This window comes from Stenotrophomonas sp. SAU14A_NAIMI4_8 (assembly GCF_003086695.1).
Classification (GTDB): domain Bacteria; phylum Pseudomonadota; class Gammaproteobacteria; order Xanthomonadales; family Xanthomonadaceae; genus Stenotrophomonas.
Genome location: NZ_CP025999.1, coordinates 2,728,495 through 2,743,212 on the forward strand (window position 1 = coordinate 2,728,495; position 14,718 = coordinate 2,743,212).

Annotated in this window: 14 protein-coding genes; 7 read left to right on the plus strand and 7 right to left on the minus strand. The window is 67.4% G+C overall.

Annotated elements, in window-relative coordinates; all coding sequences use genetic code 11:
* Positions 1–17: 17 nt before the first annotated feature.
* The 6 genes from C1930_RS12565 to C1930_RS12590 form a co-directional block, all read right to left on the minus strand.
* Positions 18–2,087: an acyltransferase family protein gene (locus C1930_RS12565; protein WP_108756601.1), complete on the minus strand. Its 2,070-nt coding sequence runs from the start codon at positions 2,085–2,087 to the stop codon at positions 18–20.
* A gap of 50 nt (positions 2,088–2,137) precedes the next feature.
* Positions 2,138–2,821, minus strand: coding sequence for a DUF2058 family protein (locus tag C1930_RS12570; RefSeq protein ID WP_108756602.1), 684 nt, complete (start codon positions 2,819–2,821; stop codon positions 2,138–2,140).
* A gap of 11 nt (positions 2,822–2,832) precedes the next feature.
* Positions 2,833–3,072 (minus strand): SlyX family protein, encoded by a 240-nt coding sequence (locus tag C1930_RS12575; protein WP_053515402.1) that lies wholly within the window; start codon positions 3,070–3,072, stop codon positions 2,833–2,835.
* The gene (locus tag C1930_RS12580) at positions 3,065–4,414 is read right to left on the minus strand and encodes a UDP-glucose/GDP-mannose dehydrogenase family protein (RefSeq protein ID WP_108753550.1); all 1,350 of its coding nucleotides are present in this window, start codon (positions 4,412–4,414) and stop codon (positions 3,065–3,067) included. The genes C1930_RS12575 and C1930_RS12580 overlap by 8 nt, the downstream gene beginning before the upstream one ends.
* Positions 4,415–4,437: 23 nt before the next feature.
* Positions 4,438–5,415, minus strand: a complete 978-nt coding sequence (locus C1930_RS12585) for an FKBP-type peptidyl-prolyl cis-trans isomerase (RefSeq protein ID WP_108756603.1) — start codon at positions 5,413–5,415, stop codon at positions 4,438–4,440.
* A gap of 96 nt (positions 5,416–5,511) precedes the next feature.
* Positions 5,512–6,099 (minus strand): glutathione peroxidase, encoded by a 588-nt coding sequence (locus C1930_RS12590; protein ID WP_108757754.1) that lies wholly within the window; start codon positions 6,097–6,099, stop codon positions 5,512–5,514.
* Positions 6,100–6,706: 607 nt separating this feature from the next.
* Here C1930_RS12590 and C1930_RS12600 point away from each other — a divergent pair.
* From C1930_RS12600 to C1930_RS12625, 6 genes are all read left to right on the plus strand, one after another.
* Entirely contained in the window at positions 6,707–7,069 is a 363-nt protein-coding gene (locus tag C1930_RS12600; RefSeq protein WP_108756605.1) for a GntR family transcriptional regulator, read from the plus strand.
* Entirely contained in the window at positions 7,066–7,956 is an 891-nt protein-coding gene (locus C1930_RS12605) for an ABC transporter ATP-binding protein (protein ID WP_108756606.1), read from the plus strand. Before C1930_RS12600 ends, C1930_RS12605 begins: the two co-directional genes overlap by 4 nt.
* On the plus strand, positions 7,953–8,978 hold the full coding sequence (locus C1930_RS12610; protein WP_108756607.1) for a hypothetical protein: 1,026 nt from the start codon (positions 7,953–7,955) through the stop codon (positions 8,976–8,978). Before C1930_RS12605 ends, C1930_RS12610 begins: the two co-directional genes overlap by 4 nt.
* 32 nt (positions 8,979–9,010) lie before the next feature.
* The gene (locus C1930_RS12615; RefSeq protein ID WP_108750042.1) at positions 9,011–9,895 is read left to right on the plus strand and encodes a DUF2807 domain-containing protein; all 885 of its coding nucleotides are present in this window, start codon (positions 9,011–9,013) and stop codon (positions 9,893–9,895) included.
* A 30-nt stretch (positions 9,896–9,925) separates the two neighbouring features.
* Positions 9,926–10,540 carry a hypothetical protein gene (locus C1930_RS12620; RefSeq protein ID WP_108771896.1) on the plus strand — a complete coding sequence of 205 codons (615 nt, stop codon included), beginning with the start codon at positions 9,926–9,928 and terminating at the stop codon, positions 10,538–10,540.
* 98 nt (positions 10,541–10,638) lie between these two features.
* Positions 10,639–11,064 carry a hypothetical protein gene (locus C1930_RS12625; RefSeq protein ID WP_108771897.1) on the plus strand — a complete coding sequence of 142 codons (426 nt, stop codon included), beginning with the start codon at positions 10,639–10,641 and terminating at the stop codon, positions 11,062–11,064.
* Positions 11,065–11,119: 55 nt separating this feature from the next.
* Here C1930_RS12625 and C1930_RS12630 read toward each other — a convergent pair whose 3' ends face one another.
* Positions 11,120–12,559, minus strand: a complete 1,440-nt coding sequence (locus C1930_RS12630; protein ID WP_108753557.1) for a class II fumarate hydratase — start codon at positions 12,557–12,559, stop codon at positions 11,120–11,122.
* Between the two features lie 289 nt (positions 12,560–12,848).
* Between C1930_RS12630 and purB the strand changes: the two genes are divergently transcribed.
* A complete protein-coding gene (purB, locus tag C1930_RS12635; protein WP_108771898.1) occupies positions 12,849–14,216 on the plus strand; it encodes an adenylosuccinate lyase in 1,368 nt (455 codons plus the stop codon).
* Positions 14,217–14,718 lie beyond the last annotated feature (502 nt).

The window sequence follows — 14,718 nt, forward strand, 5'->3', positions numbered from 1 at the left end:
CCGGGCACGGCCCGGCGCTAGGGCTGCAGCACCCGCTGCAGGGACGGCAGCAGCACGCGGTTGCCATGACCGCTCAGATGGTCGCCGTCGAAGAACAACGGTCGGCCATCACGCTGCGCCGCGCACGTCGTAGCCGTGCAGAGGTCGGGCAAGGGATCCCACAGCACTGCGCCTGGCAGGCCATCGACCACCTGCTGCAGACTGCCCAGCATCGGTGCGCGCAGCGCTTCCATGTCCGCCCGCGCAATATCCAGCCCGTTGCGGCAGACGGCATTGCCTGCATTGAAGCGGTCGGAACACCGGTACGGCGGTGCCGGCAGCACCGGCTTGGGCGCTTCGATCACGATACGCACGCCGCGCTGGGCCAGCGGCAGCCACTGCGCAATGGCCTCGGCCACCTCGGCGTTGCGGCCGGCGGCGGCCTGCGCACTGCGCTCGCCCGCCAACTGCGCCTGCGCGTCGAACAGCACGTACTGGTCGGACAGGCGCGGTACCCGCAGCGACACCAGCACCACCACATCACCCGGCTGCGCACGCGCGGCGATGTCCGCGCGCACGGCCGCATCATGCTCGGCACAGCCCGCACCGGCACCCCGCCACTGCTGCAGGCTGATCTGCGGGCAGCCACCGCGGCCGTACAGCGACACCGTCGAACCGGTCTCCAGCGCCAGCCGCTGCAGCAGCTCGCGGTAGGCCATGGCATGCGAATCGCCGGCCAGGAACACCTGCGCCGGCCCCTGCACGGCCCCTGCGCGCGGGCAATCGCCGCGGGCGAAGGTGCGCGCGCTGCCACCGGGGTAGCGGTGCTTGCTCACCTGCAGCGCGCACCCGGGGTAATCAGCCGCCACGCTCTTGCCGTCGGGGTACCAGTCCGCCGGATGGCGACTGACCGTGCTCAGTGACAGCAGGGGCGACTGCCAGTACAGCAACGCCTGCAGGCCACCGGCCAGCAGCAGGGTCAGCACGCCGGCGGCCACCCAGCGCCCGGGTGCAAGATGCTGCCACCTGGGGCCACGGAAGGGCTGCTCGATCCAGCGCCACGAGATCCATGCCAGCAGCGCCACCAGCGCACTGGCCGCGGCCATCTGCAGGGCGGTTTCCAGGCCCACGGTCCAGCGCATCAGCACGAACACCGGCCAATGCCACAGGTACAGCGAATAGGACAGCAGGCCGATCCGCCGCATCGGCGCACTGGCCAACAGCCGCGCGATCCATGCCTGCGGGTGCTGGTGCAGGGCCAGCAGCAGGCCGGCGGTGGCAAGCGCCGGCAGCACGCCGTCCGGCCACGGCGAGCGCCCGGCGCGCGCCGTCCACAGCGCCCACCCCAGTGCGCCCAGCGACAGCAGGGCCAACGCTGACCACGCCCAGCGCCAACGGACCACCGGTGCAGCACTGCCAGGCTCACCACGATCGGCCACATGCAGCAGCTGGAACAGCAGAACGCCCACGCCCAGCTGCCACAAGCGGGTGCTGGTGGCATAGAACGCCCAGGCCGGCGGCGCATCACGCAACCCCAGCAGGGCCGCATGCAGCAACGAGCCCACGCTTACCGCGGCGAACAGCGCAAGGCTCAGCCAACGGCCGCGCGGGCCGCGGGCCCAGGCCAGGAACAGCAGCGGGAACAGCAGGTAGAACTGCTCTTCCACGCCCAGCGACCACGTGTGCGTATAGGGATTGAACTCGGCCTTGGGCGCGAAGTAGTCGTTGCCAACGGCCGCCAGCACCCAGTTGCTCAGCCCGAAGAAGGCCATCAACCCGGTCTTGTCGGATGCTTCGCTCAGCCACGAATCGGGAATGAACAACACGCTGGCCACGGCCGTCGCCAGCAGGCAGGCCACCAGCGCAGGCGCGATGCGGCGTACCCGGCGCGCATAGAAGCGCAGCATCGAGGCGCGCCAGGACAGGGCCGGCAGGCGATGCACCGACGCACTGACCACGAAGCCGGAGATGACGAAGAACACGTCTACCCCGGTGAAGCCACCCGGCAGCCAGGCCGGATCGAGGTGGAACACGATGACGGCCAGCACGGCAATCGCGCGCAGGCCGTCAATGTGCGGCACGTAGCCGCGGCTTGGATCAGTGGACATCCGTCTCCCCCTGCCGCTGCTGCCGCAGGGGGCGCCACGGCGGTCGTGCGTTACCAGACCAGGTCGTCGGGCACCTGGTACTGCGGATCGGCGTACGGGTCTTCCTCGGCCGGCGCGTTCGGGTCGACCTTCAGCGCCACCGACGCGGCGAACACCGCCTCGGACTGCGCCAGCACTTCGGCGGTCACCAGCAGGTAGCGGCCATTGAGCTGGACCACGCCCAGTTCACCGGCATTGAGCGCGGTCAGCTGTTCGGGGGTGACGTAGATGCGCTTGATCTTGCCGCCATACGGGAAATGGCGGGCGATGTCGGCCGCCTCGGCATTCAGGCTCTTGTCCTTCAGCAGCTCTTCCAGCTTGGCCTTGGCCTCGCGGCGCACGCGCGCTTCTTCCTGCTTCAGGCGTTCGCTTTCAATGCGTTCCTGCTTTTCTTTCTGCGCGCGGATGGCATAGGCCTTGGCCAGGTCCATTTCCTCGGCAGAACGCGGCTTGCGCGGGCCCTGCGCGCCCGGCCCACGGGACTGCCCGGGCTTGCCTGCGCCAGCGTGGCCGTGGCCACCACGGCGCTCACCGGGCTTGTGCTCGCCCTTGCCTGCGCCCTGCGGCTTTCCATTGCCATTGCCGCCCTTGCCCTGCGGGCGGCCATCACGGCGGGGGGCATCGTTCTTGCGCTCGGGCTTGGGCGCCGGCTTGAAGCCCAGGCCCATCAGCTGGTCGCGGAGGGTATCGCTCATAGGAATGCAGATCAGTAGTGCGGCGGCGGCGGTTCGCTCGCCGGATCAGAAGAATTCAGTGCGTTGCGCACCTTGCCCAGGTCTTCCAGCAGCACGCGCAGCACATCGGCGTTGCGCGTGCCCTGCATGCGGGCGTCGGCCAGTGCATCGCTCAGTTCGGCCAGCGCGTGTTCCTGGAAGGACACGCGCATTTCCAGTTCGACCAGGCGCGCTTCCAGCGCCTGTTCGCGTTCGGTGGGCAGCTCAGACATGCAGCGAACGCCCCCGACCAATGCCGTAGTACGCCACGCCAGCGGCTTCCACCTCGGCCGGGTCGTACAGATTGCGACCGTCGAACACCACCGCATCCTTCAGCCGCTCGCGCAGCATCTGGAAATCGGGGCTGCGGAACTGCTTCCACTCGGTCACCACCACCAGTGCATCGGCGCCTTCCAGCGCTTCGCTGGCATTGGCGCAGAACACCAGGTCGTCACGTTCACCGAAGATGCGCTGCGATTCGTGCATCGCTTCCGGATCGTAGGCACGCACCGTGGCACCGCCTTCCCACAGCTGCGCCAGCAGGCGGCGGCTGGAGGCTTCGCGCATGTCGTCGGTGTTGGGCTTGAAGGCCAGGCCCCAAACGGCAAAGGTCTTGCCGCGCACACCTTCGTCCTCGCCCTTGTCGTAGTGGCGCTGGATGAGCGCGAACAAGTGCCCCTTCTGGGCATCGTTCACCGCTTCGACCGCGTTCAACAGCTTCGGCTCCAGGCCGTACTGCTGGGCGGTGCGCGCCAGCGCCTGCACGTCCTTGGGGAAGCACGAGCCGCCGTAGCCGGCACCGGGATAGATGAAGTGCCAGCCGATACGCGGGTCCGAACCGATGCCCTGGCGGACCTGTTCGACGTCGGCACCCACGCGTTCGGCGATGTTGGCGATTTCGTTCATGAACGAAATCTTGGTCGCCAGCATCGCGTTGGCCGCGTACTTGGTCAGCTCGGCCGAACGCACGTCCATTTCCACCACGCGATCGTGGTTGCGGTTGAACGGTGCGTACAGGCGGCGCATCACCGCCACCGAGTCGGCGCTGCTGGCACCGATGATGATGCGGTCCGGGCGCATGCAGTCGGCCACCGCATCGCCTTCCTTCAGGAATTCGGGGTTGGACACCACATCGAAGGCGATGTCCGCACCGCGCGCCGCCAGCTCTTCGGCAATGGCCGCGCGCACCTTGTCGGCGGTGCCCACCGGCACCGTCGACTTGTTCACCACCACCGTCGGCACCGCCATGTGGCGGCCGATGGTGCGGGCCACGGCCAGCACGTACTGCAGATCGGCACTGCCGTCTTCGTCGGGGGGCGTACCCACCGCGATGAAGACCACCTGGCCGTGGCCGATGGCGCTGGCGCCATCGGTGGTGAAGGACAGCCGCAGCGCGGCATGGTTGGCCTTCACCATCGGCTCAAGGCCGGGTTCGTAGATCGGGATGATGCCCTGGTTGAGCCCATCCACCTTGGCCTGGTCGATGTCGACACAGACCACCTGGTGGCCTACGTCGGCCAGGCAAGTGCCGGTCACCAGACCGACGTACCCGGTACCGAAAATCGCAACGCGCATATCCGTGCTGGCTCCGTGGTCGCTTACGGCAGGACGCCCAGCAGCTCGACGTCGAAGGTCAGGGTGGCGTTCGGGCCGATCGGGCCGCCCGGGGTACCGTTCTCACCGTAGGCCAGTTCGCCCGGGATCCAGAAGCGGTACTTCGAGCCCACCGGCATCAGCGCCACACCTTCGGTCCAGCCCTTGATGACCTGGTCCAGACCGAATTCGGCCGGGCCACGGCCCGCGGAGCTGTCGAAGACGGTGCCGTCCAGCAGCTTGCCTTCGTAGTTCACGCGCACCTTGCTGCTCGGCAGCGGACGCTCGCCGCTACCCGGGCGGATCACCTGGTACTGCAGGCCCGACGGGGTGGTCACCACGCCCGGCTGGGTCTTGTTCTTGGCCAGGAAGGCGTTGCCTTCGCTGCGGTTGGTCTGCGCGGCCTGCGCGGCCTTGGCCTGCATCTCGGCCTGCTTGGCACCCATGAACGACTGGATGGTGGCGGTTGCGTCGGCTTCGGTCATCTTCGCCTGGCCCTTGGTCAGGCCGGTGCTGATCGCGTCAAACAGCGAGGCGGTATCGATATCGTCCTTCAGCTGCGCCAGCGACGGACCGATGGAGTACGAACCGATCATCTGCGCGACCTTCACGCGGTCCACCTTCGGCGGCTGCGAGCCCGGCGCAACGCCCGGCACCTGCTGGCCGTTGCGGGCCATCACTACCTGGCGCAGGGCGGCATCGGTGGCCTTGGCCTGGTCCTGGGTGATCTGCGGCTGCAGGCCTTCGAACGAACGCTCCACGGCGGTGCGCAGGGCGGCCACGTCGATTTCATCGGCGATCGGCGCGAACGACTTGGCCACATCCAGACCGATGGCGTAGCCGAGCTTCTGCTTGGGGGAATTCAAGGTTGCGGTCTCCTTGGCGGCCGCCGCTGCGGCCGGTTGTTGCGACAGGGCGACACCAGAGGTACCCATCGCCAGAATCAGAACCGACGCCGCGGCGCCGCGCATTCCCATCTTCATTCGCTGCATTCCTGGAAGTGTCTGGGCGCCGACGTCGGCGCGAAAAGAACCATTGTCGCACGCATGCCGGAGATGTCGAGGCATGCGTGCCGGTGATCAACGCGGTGCCGGTGCGGCCAGCGCCTTGCTGATGGCCGCGCCCAGCTGCGGATCATCCGGGGTGACCTTGCTGGCGAACTGGGCGATGACCTTGCCGTCGCGGCCGATCAGGTATTTGTGGAAGTTCCAGCCCGGTGCCACGCCGGTGGCGGCGGTCAGGCGCTGATACAGCGGCGTGGCCTGTTCGCCCACCACGTGCACCTTCTCGAACATGGGGAACTTCACCCCATAGGTGAGCGTGCAGAAATCCTGGATCTGCTTCTCATCGCCCGGTTCCTGCCCCTTGAAGTCGTTGGACGGGAAACCCAACACGGCGAAACCGCGGCTGGCGTACTGCTTCTGCAGCGCTTCCAGCCCTTCGTACTGGGGGGTGTAGCCGCACTTGCTGGCCGTATTGACCACCAGCAGCACCTGGCCCTGGTAGCGCTTGAGCAGGTTCACCTGCTGCTTGCCGGCCAGCGGCCGGTAATTCACGTCCAACAGGTCGGCGGCCACGGCGCTGGCGGAACCCGCCAGGCCCAGCGCCAGCACAGCCAGCAGGGACAGGCCGCGCAGGCGGCGCGGAGCAGTGAGAAACACAGGCATGCGGGACATTCCACGGTAGCTGCAACAGGGGCCCGGCCCTTGCAGACCGGGGATCGGCCGAACTATAGCACCGGCCTGCCAGCGCACTGTCGCGGCCGCCGGGCATCCACTTTGCCCGCCGTGGCGGCACGCGCGGGGCCCGATTGGCGCGCCCTTGCTGGACACGCCGTACACATGTATGAATGCCAGGCCCGTGTCCAGGACGGCGTTCGCCGATGCCATTGCAATGAAATCAACAGCTTGGATTTGCAACCGCGCCCGTTCATGGCCCCTGCCATCAGTTGGGGCGCGTCGGGGGTTGCACATAGGCGTGCCGGTGTTATAGTTGCATACAACACCAGTCACCTGAGACAGGGGGAACCATGAACATCCGGATGCGTCGCAGCCATACCGCTCCCGCGGTCACCGCTGTTTCAACCCTGTTCGTGCTGACGTGGCTGCTGCTGCCGGCACCGCCGGCAGAATCCTCCCCCTCCCCCGATTCCACGCAGGACGCGATCTCCACCCCGGCAGGGACCGCCGAACCCTCCCCCCCGCGTCGGCTGCACAGCTCCCTGTCCATGCCGTATTTCTCGTTCGCACAGCCGCTGACCCCACGGAGCTGACCATGAGCGACATCCAGTGGAGCGACGGCGCTCCCATCTACCGCCAGCTGAAGGAGCGCGTGATTGCCATGATGCTCGACGGCATCCTGAAGCCGGGCGATGCCCTGCCCTCGGTCCGCCAGGTGGCGGCCGACTATCAACTGAACCCCATCACCGTTTCGCGCGCTTACCAGGAACTGGCCGATGAAGGCCTGGTGGAAAAGCGCCGCGGCTTGGGCATGTTCATGACCGAGCAGGCGGCCACGCAGCTGCGCAGCAGCGAGCGCGACCGCTTCCTCAACGAAGAATGGCCGGCGGTCCTGGAGCGCATCCAGCGCCTGGGCCTGAGCCTGAACGAATTGCTGCCCCAGGGGAAATCCTCATGAATGCCAGTGTCGTGAACGTTGAATCCAGCCCAGCGGTGATTACCGCCAAGGGTCTGCGCAAGGCTTACAAGAACACCCTCGCCCTCGACAACACCACCTTCGACATCCCCGCCGGGCGCATCGTCGGCCTGATCGGCCCCAATGGCGCCGGCAAGACCACCGCGCTGAAGGCCATCCTGGGCCTGACCTCGGTGGAGGGCGAGCTGAGCGTGCTCGGCCGTGACCCGCGCCTGCACCGCGACGAGCTGATGAAGGAGATCTGCTTCATCGCCGACGTGGCGGTGCTGCCGCGCTGGCTGCGCGTGCGCGAGGCCATCGACTTCGTCGCCGGCGTGCATCCGCGCTTCGACCGCGCCCGCTGCGAACGCTTCCTGGCCAACACCAAACTGCAGCCCAAGCAGCGCGTGCGCGAGCTGTCCAAGGGCATGATCGTGCAGCTGCACCTGGCCCTGGTGATGGCCATCGACGCCCGCATCCTGGTGCTGGACGAGCCGACCCTGGGCCTGGACATCCTGTACCGCAAGGAGTTCTACCAGCGCCTGCTGGAAGACTACTTCGACGAGCAGAAGACCATCATCGTCACCACCCACCAGGTGGAAGAGATCGAGCACATCCTCAGCGATGTGATGTTCATCCGTGACGGCCGCATCGTGCTCAGCGCCGAAATGGACGAAGTGGGCGAGCGTTATACCGAACTGCTGGTCGGCGCCGAACAGCTGGAAACCGCGCGCGCCCTCAAGCCGATCGACGAGCGCAGCCAGGCCTTCGGCAAGACCGTGCTGCTGTATGACGGCGTGCCGCGCAGCCAGCTTTCCACCCTGGGCGAAACCCGCACTGCGGGCCTGGCCGATCTGTTCGTTGCTGTCATGAAGGGGACCTACGCATGAATGCCGTCAATCATCCGGTCAGCCCCGCAGGCACGCTGCGCTGGCTGCTCAAGCGCGAATACTGGGAAAACCGCGGTGGTTTCCTGTACGCCCCGGTTATCGCCGGCATTGTTTCGTTGCTGATGAGCGGCATCGGCATCGGCCTGGGCCTGTTCGCCCTGCATCGTGCCGCGCGCGATGGCGGCCTGCACATCGACGGCGAGGACGTGAACATCAACGGCCTGGATCTGGGCCTGTTGACCCGCCAGATCAGCGCAAAGGACATGGCGGACCTGGGCAACGGCCTGGACCTGACCCTCATCCTCAGCTCGACCTGGCCCTTCCTGGTACTGGCCTTCGTGGTGTTCTTCTACTGCCTGGGTGCGCTGTACGACGATCGCCGCGACCGCAGCATCCTGTTCTGGAAGTCGCTGCCGCTGTCCGATACCCAGACCGTCCTGTCCAAGGTGCTCAGCGCACTGGTCGTGGCCCCGCTGGTAGCCACCCTGGCTGCCATCGCCACCATGTTCGGCTTCCTGCTGATCATCAGCCTGGTTGCGTTGACCCATGGCGGCAGCCCGACCACCCTGATCTGGGGGCCGGCCAGCCCGCTCACCCTGTCCGCCGGCCTGCTCGCGGCCATCCCCGTCTACGCGTTGTGGGCGCTGCCCACTGCCGGCTGGCTGCTGCTCTGCTCGGCCTGGGCCAAGAGCAAGCCGTTCCTGTGGGCAGTGATGCTGCCCCTGTTCGCCGGCATCATCGTCAGCACCACCAAGGTGATGCACCTGTTCGACATGAGCACCGGCTGGTTCTGGCAGCACATCGTCGGCCGCCTGCTGCTGGGCACCGTTCCAGGCGTGGATCTGCTGTATCGCCTTGGCGCCAGCGACGAACACAAGAGCCTGGATACGATCGTCTCGTTGATGAACCCTGCCCAGCAGTTGAAGTCGCTGGCGATGCCCGATCTATGGATCGGCGCGGCGTTCGGCGTGGCCTTCATCTTCATCGCCATCCGCCTGCGCAGGCGCGCTGGCGAAATCTGACGCTCCCCTCTACCACTACTGGAGGCACCCATATGCGTACCCTGCTTGCCTGCTCTGCGTTGTTGCTGTTGCCGCTGTCGGCGCTGGCTGCCGATGCCCCGAACTGCAAGCATTCGGCGCCACGCGCGCTGAAGCTGGAAACGGCCGGGGTGAAAGCGGTGGTGTTCGAAGTGAACCAGCATGACCTGAAGGTCGTCGCCCGCAGTGGTGGCGGCCAGCTGGAAGGACGCGCCTGCGCCTCCACTGCCGACTGGCTGGACCAGCTGGTGCTGGACCAGCAGCGGGTGGGCGACAAGCTGGTGGTCAGCCTGCGCCGCGACGGCCGCTCGGCGCTGTCGCTGGGCAACAGCTACGCCTGGCTGGACATCGGCGGCAGCGTGCCGGACAACCTGCCGCTGCAGTTCAAGATCGGCTCCGGCGATGGCAGCGTTGAGAACGCACAGTCGCTGAGCATGGACGTGGGCTCCGGCGATGGCCGTGCCCGCGGCACCCGCGGCAGCGTGCATGCCGCCGTCGGTTCGGGCGACCTGGACATCGACGGCGCCGGCTCGCTGGAGCTGCTGTCGCTGGGCTCGGGCGAAGTGAAGGCGCGCAACATCCGTGGCGATGCCCGCACCGGCACCGTCGGCTCGGGCGATCTGGACCTGTTCGACGTGGGCGGCAGCGTGCGTCTGGAAACCGTGGGCTCGGGCGATATCGATTTCCAGCGGGTCAAGGGCGATGTCGAGGTGGGCGTGGTCGGCTCCGGCGATGTGGAGATCAGCGAGGTGGGCGGCAACGTCCGCGTGCGCAGCCACGGCTCGGGCGACATCACCGTCAACGGCGCCCGCGGCAGCCTGACCGTGCAGCACAGCGGCAGTGGCGATGTGCGCCACCGCGATATCGGCGGCAGCGTCACCCTGCCGCGCGGCAAGTAATTCCACCTCATTCAACGGAAGGGAACTGTCATGAACCTGCTGCGCCTGCTGCCCGCTACCCTGCTGTGCCTGCCGCTGATGGCCTGCGGCGGCACGTCCCCATCGTCCACCACCGACAGCGCCGGCAAGACCGTGGCCGAGGCCAGCAGCACGGTGGGCAAGGAGATCAAGGACGCCACCGACAAGGCGCGCCGCGAGATCGCCCAGGGCAACATCAAGATTTCCGGCAAGGGCCAGGCCCGTGCCGAGATCACCCCGGACGGCCGCCTGCTGATCGGCGGCACCGAGTCGCCGACCAATGAAGCGCAGCGGCGCCAGCTGCAGGAATACCGCGGCCACATCGCCGGCATCGCCAGCGATGGCATGGACATCGGCATGGCCGGTGCGCGGCTGGGCGTTAATGCCGCCGGCGAAGCCCTGAAGGGCGTCTTCAGCGGTGACAGCGAGGGCATCGAAAAGCGCATCAACGACGAAGCGGCCAAGATCGAAGCCCAAGCCAAGCAGCTGTGCAACCGCCTGCCGGCGATGCTGGCCAGCCAGCAGGCGCTGGCACGCGACCTGCCGGCTTTCCAGCCCTACGCCACCATGGACCAGAGCGACGTGGACGACTGCGGCAAGGACGACGTAGTCGTGCGCGCGCCCTGAGACATTTCGTCGCACCCGGCCGGCAGCGCCCCCGCGTTGCCGGCCGCCGCGGCCGGGCGGGATTACACTAAGCACCCCGTTTGCCCCGATCGACCGCCATGAAGAAGCTGTTTCTGCTGCTGACCGCCCTGCTCTGCCTGGGCCTGGCCGGCTGCGACCAGGAGTACCGCAACCACCGCGCCGAACGCGGCAAGCCGAAGATTTCGGTCAGCCAGACCATGGTGACCGTGCGCCGCCAGCCCGCGCCGAACATCATCATCCTGGCCGACGGCACGATGAAGATGGACGAGATTCAGATTCCGCTGGACGACACCCAGCGGCAGATGCTGCAGACCATGTTCGGCAAGCTGCAGGTGCTGCGCCAGAACACCCTGGTGGCCGCCCCGGCCGACCCCGACATGCAGCCGGTGAAGATCCAGCCGCCGGACGGGCTGGAGGTCATCCCCGCCAACCTGGTGCAGACCATCCCCGAATTCAAGGATTACACCGACACCTTCGGCAACATCGTCGCCGACCGTCGCTGAAACGAAAAACGCCGCCCCAGGGCGGCGTTTCCCGTTTACGTACGCAACCGGACGATCAACCGCCGGCGCCACCACCACCGGCCTGGATGCCACCGGCGGTCAGCGCGGTCGGATCCAGCAGGCGGCGCAGCTCGGCCTCGGCCAGCCCGCTGTCTTCCAGCGCCACCTCCAGCACCGGGCGCTGTTCCTTGTAGGCGCGCTTGGCAATTGCCGCGGCCTTCTCATAGCCGATGATCGGGTTCAGCGCCGTCACCAGGATCGGGTTGCGGGCCAGCGCTTCGGCCACGCGGTCCTGGCGCACCTTCAGGCCGTCGATGGCACTGTCGGCCAGCAGGGTGGACACATTGGCCAGCAGGCCGATGCCATCGAGCAGGTTCACTGCGATCAGCGGCAGGGTCACGTTCAACTGGAAGTTGCCGGTCTGCCCGGCCACGGTGATCGCGGTGTGGTGGCCGATCACCTGCGCGCAGGCCATCACGGTCGCTTCGGGAATGACCGGATTCACCTTGCCCGGCATGATCGAGCTGCCCGGCTGCAGCGCCGGCAGTTCGATCTCGCCCAGGCCGGCCAACGGGCCGGCATTCATCCAGCGCAGATCGTTGGCGATCTTGATCAGGGCCACCGCCAGCGCATTGAGCTGACCGGACAGTTCCACCGCATCGTCCTGCGCGGCCAGCCCCTCGAACTTGTTGTCGGCGCTGTCGAACTTCGCCCCGGTCTGCTGCTTCAACGCCTTGGCCACCTGCGCGCCGAAGCGCGGATCGGCATTGATGCCGGTGCCGATGGCGGTACCGCCCAGCGGCAGGCGGCGCAGGCGCTTGAGGCTGTCGTCGATGCGCGCCTGGGCCGAGGCCAGCTGCGCCGACCACGCGCCGAACTCCTGCTCGAAGGTCAGCGGCATGGCATCCATCAGATGGGTGCGGCCGGTCTTGACCACCTTGCGCAGGCTGCGGCCCTTGCGATCGATCACCTTGCGCAGGTGCGCCAGCGCCGGCAGCAGGTGCTCCTGCGCGGCCAGCACGGCCGAAACCCGCAGCGCGGTGGGAATCACATCGTTGGAGCTCTGGCCCTGGTTGACGTGGTCATTGGGGTGCACGCTGGCCTTGCCGGCCTTGCCGCCGCGATTGGCCAGGGTGGCGATGACCTCGTTGGCGTTCATGTTCGAGGACGTGCCCGAACCGGTCTGGTAGACGTCGATCGGGAAATGCGCGTCCCAGTCACCACGGGCCACCTCGGCCGCGGCCGACTGGATGGCCTTCGCCACGCCCTTGGGCAGATGGCCCAGGTCGGCATTGACGCCGGCGGCGGCGCCCTTCACCAGGCCCAGGGCACGAATGAAGCCGCGCGGCATGCGCTGGCCCGACACCGGGAAGTTCTGCACCGCGCGCTGGGTCTGCGCGCCCCACAGGGCGTCGGCAGGTACCTGCAGTTCACCCATGCTGTCATGTTCAACACGGAACCCGGCGGTTCCACCCTTGCTTGCAGCTTTGCTCATTGCATCGACTCCGCACTACTTCTGTTGGGGAAAGGGAAGCGGCGGCTGGCAGGGTGTCGCTTCCCGGGCTGGCGGCTGCGGTAACGATACTCTCTTGTCCGAAGCATGGGATGACGAGGACGGGCCAGATCGTTCCGTCCGCAAGGCCGTTTACACGGGTAGCGCCGGGCCGTGCCCAGCGAGCGCGCAGCGCGGCCGCCATCGGCCGGGCATGGCCCGGCGCTACCGAGCATGCAAAGGCCCCGCGTCGTAGAATATGGCCCCCGCCGCCTGCCCCAGCCCTGCCGACATGTCCGATTCCGCCCTGCTCGCCCTGTCCCCGCTCGATGGCCGTTATGCCGGCAAGGTCGACGCCCTGCGTCCGATCTTCTCCGAATATGGCCTGATCAAGGCCCGTATCGTGGTCGAGGTGGAATGGCTGCTGGCGCTGGCCGCCGAGCCGGGCATCGTCGAGCTGGCGCCGTTCTCCGAGGGCGCCATCGCCCGCCTGCGCGCCCTGGCCGCTGGCTTCAGCCCGGCCCAGGCCGCGCGCGTGAAGGAAATCGAGCGCACCACCAACCACGACGTCAAGGCCGTCGAGTACTTCATCAAGGAACAGCTGAAGGACGACGCCGAACTGGCCCCGGCGCTGGAATTCGTGCATTTCGCCTGCACCAGCGAAGACATCAACAACCTCAGCTACGGCCTGATGCTGGAACAGGCCCGCCGCGAAGTGCTGCTGCCGACCCTGGACGGCATTGCCACCACGCTGCGCACCCTGGCCCACGCCCATGCCGGCCAGCCGATGTTGTCGCGCACCCATGGCCAGACCGCTTCGCCCACCACCCTGGGCAAGGAACTGGCCAACGTGGTCGCCCGCCTGGAGCGCCAGCGCCGGCAGATCGCCGCGGTGGAACTGACCGGCAAGATCAACGGTGCGGTGGGCAACTACAACGCGCACGTGGCCAGCTACCCGGACGTGGACTGGCCGGCGTTCGCCGAGCGCTTCGTCACCGGCCTGGGCCTGGTGTTCAACCCGTACACCACCCAGATCGAGCCGCACGACAACGTGGCCGAGATCGGCGATGCCGCGCGTCGCGCCAACATCATCCTGATCGACCTGGCCCGTGACATCTGGGGCTACATCTCGCTGGGCTACTTCAAGCAGCGCCTGAAGGAAGGCGAAGTGGGCTCGTCGACCATGCCGCACAAGGTCAACCCGATCGATTTCGAGAATGCCGAAGGCAACTTCGGCATTGCCAACGCGCTGTTCGAACACTTCAGCGCCAAGCTGCCGATCAGCCGCTGGCAGCGTGACCTGACCGATTCCACCGTGCTGCGCGCACTGGGCACCGCGTTCGGCCACAGCCAGGTGGCGCTGGATTCGCTGGCCAAGGGCCTGGGCAAGCTGGAAGTGAACCCGCAGCGCCTGGATGCCGATCTGGATGCGGCGTGGGAAGTGCTGGCCGAGGCCGTGCAGACGGTGATGCGCCGCCACGGCCTGCCCAACCCGTACGAGCAGCTGAAGGCGCTGACCCGTGGCCAGGGCATCACGGCCGAGTCGATGCGTACGTTCGTGCAGGGTCTGGAGCTGCCGGCCGATGCCAAGCAGCGCCTGCTGGAGATGACCCCGGGCAGCTACACCGGCCTGGCCGAGTCGCTGGCGAAGAAGATCTAAGGGTTTCCTTTGCGGCGGCGGCCGCGGGCGCTGCCTGCGGCAGGCAACTGCAACTGCAACTGCGATCCGGGCTCTGGGTTGCTGCGAGCTGGGTGGGGCGGGTTGGGTTCGCGGGACACGCCGTGAATCCATCCATGGAGGCTCGTAGGCGCCATCCATGGCGCCTGCGGTCCCGCGAACCCAACCCGCCCCACCCCTGACAGTTTCCCGGTGACGGATGGGTAGATCCACGCCATGCGTGGATGACGTTGTCGGGACGGAATTTGAAAGAGGGACGCGGCTTCGCCGCGTCCCTCTTTGTTTTGGGCGCCCGCACATTCCCGACAATGGTAGATCCACGCCATGCGTGGATGACGTTGCGGGGAGAAAGCTCCATCCACGCATGGCGTGGATCTACTGGCGTGGCGGGCCGCGCAGGAAACTGTCAGGGGCCGGGCGGGTGGGCTGCGCGCGGCCAAGCCCCCATGGACGGGTTAACGGCGTCCCCCGCGCAGCCCACCCG